We start from the raw sequence: 8,759 nt of genomic DNA, 5'->3' as shown, positions 1-8,759 counted from the left end.
AATAAATTTAAATTTTTAAACTCCCTTGCCATAGCCATTTGCATGGCAAAATTTTATCGCGCAAAAGCGCTTGCTACCAATCGTTAACCCCCCCCCTATCATTCCGCAGTTGTTTTGCGTACGGTGGTTTGCATGCATAAGGCTCGTTTTGCACGCCATAGCCGCAGGCGTGGGCGCGTCGCACTAAAGGGGGTGCGCCTTAGTATCTCTTAGCGTTTCGGCACGTTTTAGCGTTTTGCTGCGCCATAGCGCTTCGGCGCGCCTTTTCGCGCGAGCTGCGAAAACACCCATAAAACGAATGAGAGGCTGTGCTAGCCGCTCGAGGCAGGCGGTTTGCTTGATTTACATAAATTTATAAAGAGGTAAGATATGCGTATTCTAGGCAACATTATTTGGTTTTTTCTAGGTGGTTGGATTTTAGCTATCTTAGCTTACCTATCGGGTTTGATCCTTACCATTTTAGTCGTGACCGCTCCCGTGGGGTTAGGTCTTATGGAATACGGCAAATTCCTGTTTTTGCCCTTCAGTTACTATATGGTGCGTAAAAAGAATAATCCATCCGGCGGAGCTCTGCGTAAGAGCTATCATGCTTACGCGACTATCGTTAAGGTCGTTTATATCCTGCTTTTCGGTATTTGGCTATATATCGTAGGACTTGTTGCTGTTATTGTCCAGTTCGTCACTATCATCGGAATTCCAGGCGCTATCGTGTTTGCTAAATCTTTACATACAATCTTTAATCCCGTGGATAAGATCTGCATCCGTCGCAATAAGGAACCGGACGTAGAATTACCATGGAAAAATTTATATGGGTAAGCGTTTTATAACAAGGCACCGAAGCTTAGTCGCGATTTGGGCGGGCCTAAGTTTCATAAAATTACGCGGTTAGAATTTTAACGCCGTTTTAAGATTATTTTTGTAAAATCACATTTCTTTTTTACATTTACAGCTGGCGGGCTCATAGCTCAGTTGGTTAGAGCATCCGGCTCATAACCGGATGGTCCTAGGTTCAAGTCCTAGTGAGCCCACCACCGCAAAATTTCGGCTTTTCACTGCATCAAAATCCGCAAATTCCATAAAATTTCAAGCGTCGTTTTTCCTTTGAAATTCTGCTTCATAACTTCAAAAGACAAAGCCTGCCGCATAATTTCAGCTTTAAAATGCGGCAAACTCGCGATTGAATTTTCAAATTTAAATTTCATTTGGCGACCGATTAAATTTTATTTTATGGCAAGTTGCGGTAGAATTCTGTTAAAATTCTTAGTGCAGGGAGATGTCCATGTTAGAAAATCAAACGAAAAAAGGCGGAATCTTAGCTTTTTATTTTAACTCAAGCTTGCTTTGGCGCATCATTATCGCTTTAGTGTTGGGCTCTGCGATCGGTATGTTGCTACCTAAAAATATGCCGGTGGGCGATACCACGTGGGTGGCGATTTTAACGCCTTTGGGAGATCTTTTCGTGCGGCTTTTAAAGATGATCATGGTGCCGATCATAATCTGTTCGCTCATCGTGGGCACTAGCAGTATCTCGCCCGCGCACCTGGGCAAAGTAGGCGTTAAGGCAATCATATTTTACGCTATAACGACGCTTTTTGCGATCGTCATCGGCCTGGCGTGTGCGTTTGTATTTTCTCCAGGTAGCGGGCTTGATCTAAGCGATGCGTCCAAGGCCGTCGAAAAGGCAGCAAACGCGCCTAGTATGAGTAAAATTTTGCTTAATATAATTCCTACGAATCCTTTTGATTCCATAGCCAAGGGCGAAATTTTGCCGATTATCGCGTTTTGCTTATTTCTTGGCGTAGGGCTTGCGTTTTGCCGCGACAGTAGTGATGCTCGTATTAAAAGCTCCGCTGATACGGTTTATAATTTTTTCGATGGAATGAGCGAAATTATGTTTAAGGTCGTGCATTGGGTGATGCAATACGCACCAATTGGCGTTTTTGCGCTAATGTTTGTAGTGTTTAATAAAAGCGGTATCGAGGCTTTCAGCTCGCTATTAAATGTCACGATTACCCTATACGTGGGACTTGCGATTCAAGTATTTGCGGTTTATTGCGTTATTTGTATGCTTATCGGAGTTAGCCCGATTAAATTCCTTAAAAAAGTGCGTCCGCCGATGCTTACGGCTTTTGTTACCCGCAGCTCCAACGGCACGCTTCCGATTACGATGCAAACCGCCGAAGATATGGGAATTCCAAAGGCGATCTACGGCTTTGTTTTGCCCGTGGGTGCTACGGTGAATATGAACGGCACGACCGTGTATTTGGGCGTATGCACGCTCTTTATCGCTAATGCTTGCGGTATCGATCTAAACAGCAGCCACTACCTCACAATCATCATCACTTCGATGCTTGCTGCGATCGGAACTGCCGGGGTTCCGGGAGCTGGTGCGCTAATGCTGCTTTTAGTGCTCGAGTCTATCGGCGTCAAGGTAAGCGGTAACGTAGCGATCGCTTACGGAATGATTTTGGGCATTGATGCGATTTTGGATATGGGGCGAACCTCGATGAACGTAACGGGCGATGTTGTCGCGTCGATCTACGTCGCAAAGAGCGAAAACGAAATGGATATGAGTAAGTGGGAGAATTAGCCCAAGTAAAATTTAGAAAGGACGAGCTATGAAAAGAGTTGGAATTATCGGCGGAATGGGGCCTTTGGCGAGTGCGGATCTGTATATGAAGATCATAGAAGAGACTGCGGCGAGCAGCGATCAAGAAAATATTCCGCTTGTAATCGATAGCTATCCGCAGATCGAAGATCGCACGGCGTTTATCTTAGGCAAAGGTGAAAATCCGCTTCCGCGCCTAAGCGAGAGCGCTGTTAGGCTCAAAAATGCAGGCTGCAAGGCGTTTGCGATGGCGTGCAACACGGCGCATTTTTTCGCAGACGATGTAGAAGCTGCGGCGGAAATCCCGCTAATTCATATCGCTGAGGTCACCGTAAAAGCGATCCGCAAAAATTATCCAAACGCCCATAAAATCGCTGTGCTAGCCACTATCGGTACAAAAAAAGCTAAAATTTACGACGATCCGCTCAAAGAAGCGGGGCTAATCAGCGTGGAGCTTGGTGAAGAAAATCAAGCGGTTTTGATGGATTGCATCTACAAAGGCGTTAAGGCGGGCAAGACTGCCGAATACGTGGGGGCTTTTGAGAATTTGCTAGGCAAAATCGATGCTGATATTTACGTCGTTGCCTGCACCGAGCTGCCGCTATTTTTGCCGTTAATCAAAAGCGATAAAATTTTCGTTGATCCTACTAGAGAGCTTGCCAAAGCGATCGTGGAATTATCAAGATCGTAGAGCCGCAAGGCTTTGCAAGCGGAATTCTAAACCGCAAAATTTTACGATGATTTAAGTCATAGAATTTTGCGGAATTGCGTTGGCTCAAAATTCCAGGTAAGCGGAATTTATATGATAGCAAAATTTCATCACAGCATTTTAAACTTAAAATTTTATCAAAATTTAATCCGCAAAACCCAGAATGTAAAACCTCCGAAGTAAAATTCCGTAACAAAATTTGCTCGTAAAATTTCGTGCTGAAATTTAAGCTAAAATTCCATTAAATTTGACCGTTTCTAAAGCCCGAATTTACTATAATCGCTCCAACCGAAAAAAGGATCAAAATGAGTGACTACACCCACCTGCACCTTCACACCGAGTATTCGCTGCTAGACGGCGCGAATAAAGTAAGCGAGCTCGCCGAGCTTTTGCATAGCCGCGGCACCAAGGCATGCGCGATCACCGATCACGGCAATATGTTCGGTGCGATAGACTTTTATCAGACGATGAAAAAGCACGGCATCAAGCCGATCATCGGCATCGAGACCTACCTGCACAACCACGATGACATCGGCGATAAAAGCGACCGCCAGCGCTATCACTTGATACTGCTTGCCAAAAACGAGACGGGCTATAAAAATTTAATGTATCTTAGCTCGCGCGCGTTTTTGGACGGCTTCTACTACTACCCGAGGATCAACAAAAAAATTTTAAAAGAGCACAGCGAAGGTCTCATCTGCTCCTCGGCGTGCCTAGCAGGCGAGGTGGAATTTCATCTAAATAGAAGCGAGCGAAATTTAAAGCGAGGCGCGGGCGGCTACGAAGCGGCGAAAAAAGCGGCGCTTGAGTATAAGGAAATTTTCGGCGAGGATTTTTATCTCGAGATCATGCGCCATGGCATCGGCGAGCAGTTAAACGTCGATAAGGACCTCATCCGCCTCTCGCGCGAAATCGGCGTCAAGATCATCGCTACCAACGACGCTCACTACTCGCGCAAGGACCGTGCCAAGGCCCACGACGTCTATCAGTGCATCTCGATGGGTAAGACGATCAACGACGGCGACCGCCTAAAACATGTCGTTTCGGAATTTTACGTAAAAAGCGACGAGGAGATGAGGCGGCTTTTCGCGGACATCCCTGAAGTGATCGAAAATACCGCCGAGATCGTGCAAAAGTGCAATCTCAAATTTGCCTTCGACGAGAAGGACTACGCGCCGACGCCGCCGAATTTTAAATTTACGATCGAATATGCCGATAGGCTCGGGCTTTCGCTGCCCCAGCCCTCGGAGCGCTATAGCTTTGCAAACGATGATTTTTTATTCGATCATCTGTGCCGCGAGGGGCTTAAAGAGCGCCTTAAATTTATTGATCCTGCCAATCATGAAATTTATCGCGAGCGCCTGGAAAAGGAGCTTGCGATCATCAAAAACATGCATTTTTCGGGCTATATGGTTATCGTGCAGGATTTCATCAACTGGGCGAAGGATCACGATATCCCCGTAGGCCCCGGTCGTGGCTCTGCGGCGGGCAGCATCTGCGCGTATGCGCTTCGCATTACCGACCTCGATCCGATCCCGTATAATCTGCTTTTTGAGCGATTTTTAAATCCGTCGCGTATCTCGATGCCTGACATCGACGTAGATTTTTGCCAGGCACGCAGAGGCGAGGTGATCGACTACGTCATCGATCAGTACGGCAAATACAACGTCGCGCAGGTTGCGACTTTCGGTAAGCTGCTTGCGCGCGGCGTTATTCGCGACGTAGCTCGCGTCTGCGATATGCCGCTTTCGCAAGCCGATAAGATGGCGAAGCTGATCCCCGACAAGCTTGGCATCACGCTCAAGCAGGCTTACGACGCTGAGCCGAAGCTGAAAGAATTTATCGACGCAGATCCGATCGCGCAGCAGGTTTGGGAGTTTGCGCTGGGCCTTGAAGGGCTAAATCGCAACGCAGGAATGCATGCCGCGGGAGTGGTGATCTCAAACGAGCCGCTGTGGAACAAAGCACCGCTATTTAAGCAGGATAAGGGCGAGGATGCGCGCCTAGTAACGCAATACACCAAAAACTATCTCGAGGACGTCGATCTGATAAAATTTGACTTCCTTGGCCTTAAAAACCTCGATGTGATCGATAATGCCATCAAGCTCGTCAAGCGCCGCTATAATCGCGACATAGTTTGGGAGGAGATAGACTTTAACGATCCGCAAACTTACAAAACCATTCAAAGCGGCAATACGTTGGGGATTTTCCAAATCGAGGGCGCGGGCATGCAGGATCTGGCGATGAACCTGCGCCCCGACCGCTTCGAGGATATCATCGCGATGATCTCGCTCTACCGCCCGGGGCCGATGGATCTAATCCCCGATTTTATCAGGATCAAACACGGCGAGCTGAGTGCTAGCTATATCTTTCCAGAGATAAAAGAAATTTTAGAGCCAACATATGGCATCATCGTCTATCAAGAGCAGGTCATGCAGATCGTGCAGAAGGTGGGCGGCTTTAGCTTGGGCGATGCCGATCTGGTGCGTCGCGCGATGGGTAAGAAGGATGAGAAGAAGCTCGCTCACATGCGCGAGCAGTATCTAAGCGGCGCTAAAGAGCTGGGCTTTGACGTAGCAAAGGCGGATGAGCTATTTGATCTGATTATGAAATTTGCCTCCTACGGCTTTAACAAATCCCATGCCGCGGCGTATTCAATGATTACCTTTCAAACGGCCTATCTTAAGACCTACTATCCGGCGGAGTTTATGGCGGCGCTACTTACTTCGGAGGAGGGCAACACCGATAAAATTTCAAAGTATATCGACGAGGCTAGCCGCCTAGGTATCGGGCTTTTGCCGCCGTCGATCAATCAAAGTTTAAGAGGCTTTAGCGTCGTGGACGACGAAAACTCCAAATCGGGTACCTCGATCATCTACGGTCTTGGCGCGATCAAGGGGGTGGGCGGTGCCGCGATCGAGAATATCTTAGAGCTTCAAAGCGAGGCTAAATTTCAAAGCATCGACGATTTTGCTTCGCGCGTGGATAATTTCCGCGTCAATAAAAAGGTCATCGAGTCGCTGATCTACGCAGGCGCGATGGATTGCCTGGGCAAGAGTCGATTAGCGATGATTCAAAATATGGAAAATATCCTAGACGTGATGAAAAAGATCACCGAGATTAAAAAGGACGCCGCAAGCTCGCTTTTTGGCGAGGATGAGGATATGACGAGCGGCATGAGCGTAAGCTTCGTCGATACCGATAAGGAATTTCCGCAGGGCGAAATTTTGAAATTTGAGCAGCAGACCGTGGGCGTGTATCTCTCTGGGCATCCGCTGGATGATTATAAAGAGGAGATGGAAGGCATCGATTATACGCTATCCTCGGCGTTTAGCGAGATCGAGGGCGATAGTGCCGAGGTTCTTAGCGTGGGGCGGATCGAGGATCTGTTCACGCGCATGACAAAAACGGGCAAAAAAATGGGGATTTTAAACGTGCTTGATCTGCACGGCAGCTTCGAGCTTGCGGTGTTTGATAACGCGCTAAAGGCGATCGAAAGCTTAAGCCCACAGGAGCGGGAGCGTCCGTACGCCTTTATGATTAAAATTTCAAAAAGCGCGGTCGGTGGCGCGGCGTATCAGCTGTCGTTTCTTTCGATGATGAGCTTGCAAAACGCTCGTGATCCGAGTTTCCGTCCGCGCGCGGGGGTATTTCTGGGCGAGAATCCACTCAAAGCCTACGTCGCGCAGCTTGGAGCGATTGCACATACTAAATCGAACGAATTCGACGAACTGGTGGGCGACGAGGACGCGGGCGTTAAAATTTTATGCGTCGGCAAGATCGAAAACGTCCACACCCGCACGACCAAATCGGGCAAGCAGATGGCAAATCTCACGGTGCTCGATCTTGCGGGCAGCTTCGAGATGAGCGCATTCGGCGATATTTGTGATGCGGTCACTGCGCTAACGGACGCGGAGCTGGAGCGCCCGATGGCGTTTTGGGCGCGGCTTAGCAAAAATACATCCCCTTACGGCGGGAAATTTCAAATTTATCTGGATGAAATTTTAACTCTAGATGCCGCGCAAAATATCGACGGCTACGTGCCTAGTAAGGTGCGAGGCTTCGGTGGTAGGGAGCGCGGGGGCTTTAACAGCGGCAATTTCGGCTCTGGCGGAAACTTCGGCGGCGAACGAGGCGGCGGCTACGGCAGCGGGAATTTCACGGAGCGAAGGGGCGGGTTTACTGCGGAGGATCCCGCCCTTAAGGCGCGCAAAGAGCGCGAGGCACAGCGCAAAAACGCGCAGGATTTCGAGTTTGAGCTAAGCTTAGGCGAGCTAAGTCGCGAGAAAATTTATAAAATTTACCATCTCGCATTTTGCGACACGGCGCTAAAAAACACCAAGCGGCTGATTCTGCGGATCCGCAACGGCAGCGAGGTGCTAGTTTATCCGACCGAATACATCGTGAGCGATAATTTCACCGAAAAGGTGCGCGAAATTATCGCAGCGTAAGCGCGGCTCTCTCGCCGCGCTAGGTTGGTAAAATTTTATTCTTGTCCGCCCTGCACGTAAGAGGCTTTTGGCGTCGCAAACAGTCATAGTTTTTTTGGCGCGGTCGAGATAATAAAGCAAGAGGGTTTTCGACGACCAGGCTTGCTTAGCATAAAATTTATTGTGTTGCATGCAAGAACTAAAATCGCGCAGATCGTCCATGATATCTAAATTTATTGCGTTCATCGCGATGGAATTTTATCTGCCACAAATTTACATACACTTAGACCTATTTTGCTTTATTGCGTTGGTGAGGCTTGTAGCATGCCGCTTGAGTTATCACAATAACAGCTCGCCGTTCTCGGTAGAGTATGTATTGTCGCGCTAGCCTACGTTCGGTACAATAAATGGCGCGGACACTTTTAAATTTCTAGCTAAATTTTTGCGAAGTTTTACTTTGGCGAATCTCCACGCAGCTTTAAAATTTTAAACTTTAGCGGATTTGAAATTTTAAGCATAGTTTTACTACGTAAAATTTTATCGTGGTAAAATTTCGCCGAGCAAATTTAGTAAGGCACGCAAAAACAGACCCAAGACGCGCAGAAAAAATCCGAAACAAAGCTGGCGAGTAAACGGTGCCCGAAAAAATCGAGCTAGCGCGGACTGGGTTCGAGCCGAGCCGGGCGCCGGGATGTTACCTGTCCTAAATTCAAAATTTATCAAAATTATTAAACGGCTATATTTGAAATTTTTCGCGCTGTTATATATTGACCATGCTAAGCGTGTTTGTCCTGCCTGAAAATATAAGCAAAACAAGTAGCTGCCTGTACGGGCTTTGTAAGCCTTATGAAGCAGTTTTTCAAATGTCGCCATGGCAGAGATTGGCTTATGCGCAGGATTTGCGGAGCTTTACTTAGCTGCGATGTGGGCGGCTAGCATCTTGATTTTGGCGCGGGCCACTTTCTACGCTTAAAGAGTAGCACCGATTAAATTTTGCACGATTTTTAGCGGC

At 47.8% G+C, this 8,759-nt stretch carries 5 protein-coding genes and 1 tRNA gene; 5 read left to right on the top strand and 1 reads right to left on the bottom strand.

From position 1 onward, the window contains the following. The first annotated feature begins 369 nt into the window (after positions 1 to 369). Both Q0144_RS08935 and Q0144_RS08930 read left to right on the top strand, forming a co-directional pair. The gene (locus Q0144_RS08935; RefSeq protein WP_298063471.1) at positions 370 to 816 is read left to right on the top strand and encodes a YccF domain-containing protein; all 447 of its coding nucleotides are present in this window, start codon (positions 370 to 372) and stop codon (positions 814 to 816) included. A 138-nt stretch (positions 817 to 954) separates the two neighbouring features. Continuing rightward, a tRNA-Ile gene (locus Q0144_RS08930) sits at positions 955 to 1,031 on the top strand. A gap of 18 nt (positions 1,032 to 1,049) precedes the next feature. Here the strand turns inward: Q0144_RS08930 and Q0144_RS08925 are convergent. Continuing rightward, entirely contained in the window at positions 1,050 to 1,202 is a 153-nt protein-coding gene (locus Q0144_RS08925; protein WP_298063468.1) for a hypothetical protein, read from the bottom strand. Positions 1,203 to 1,279: 77 nt separating this feature from the next. Here Q0144_RS08925 and Q0144_RS08920 point away from each other — a divergent pair, with 77 nt between their 5' ends. From Q0144_RS08920 to dnaE, 3 genes are all read left to right on the top strand, one after another. Next, entirely contained in the window at positions 1,280 to 2,590 is a 1,311-nt protein-coding gene (locus tag Q0144_RS08920) for a dicarboxylate/amino acid:cation symporter (protein ID WP_298063466.1), read from the top strand. 28 nt (positions 2,591 to 2,618) lie between these two features. Further along, complete coding sequence (locus tag Q0144_RS08915; RefSeq protein ID WP_298063464.1) at positions 2,619 to 3,299, top strand: amino acid racemase; 681 nt, start codon at positions 2,619 to 2,621, stop codon at positions 3,297 to 3,299. 323 nt (positions 3,300 to 3,622) lie between these two features. Continuing rightward, the gene (gene dnaE / locus Q0144_RS08910) at positions 3,623 to 7,768 is read left to right on the top strand and encodes a DNA polymerase III subunit alpha (RefSeq protein ID WP_298063461.1); all 4,146 of its coding nucleotides are present in this window, start codon (positions 3,623 to 3,625) and stop codon (positions 7,766 to 7,768) included. Positions 7,769 to 8,759 lie beyond the last annotated feature (991 nt).

Source organism: uncultured Campylobacter sp., from assembly GCF_938045345.1.
Lineage (GTDB): Bacteria > Campylobacterota > Campylobacteria > Campylobacterales > Campylobacteraceae > Campylobacter_B.
Note: the sequence above shows the minus strand (reverse complement) of the source record. Positions and strands in the feature narration are given on the sequence as shown.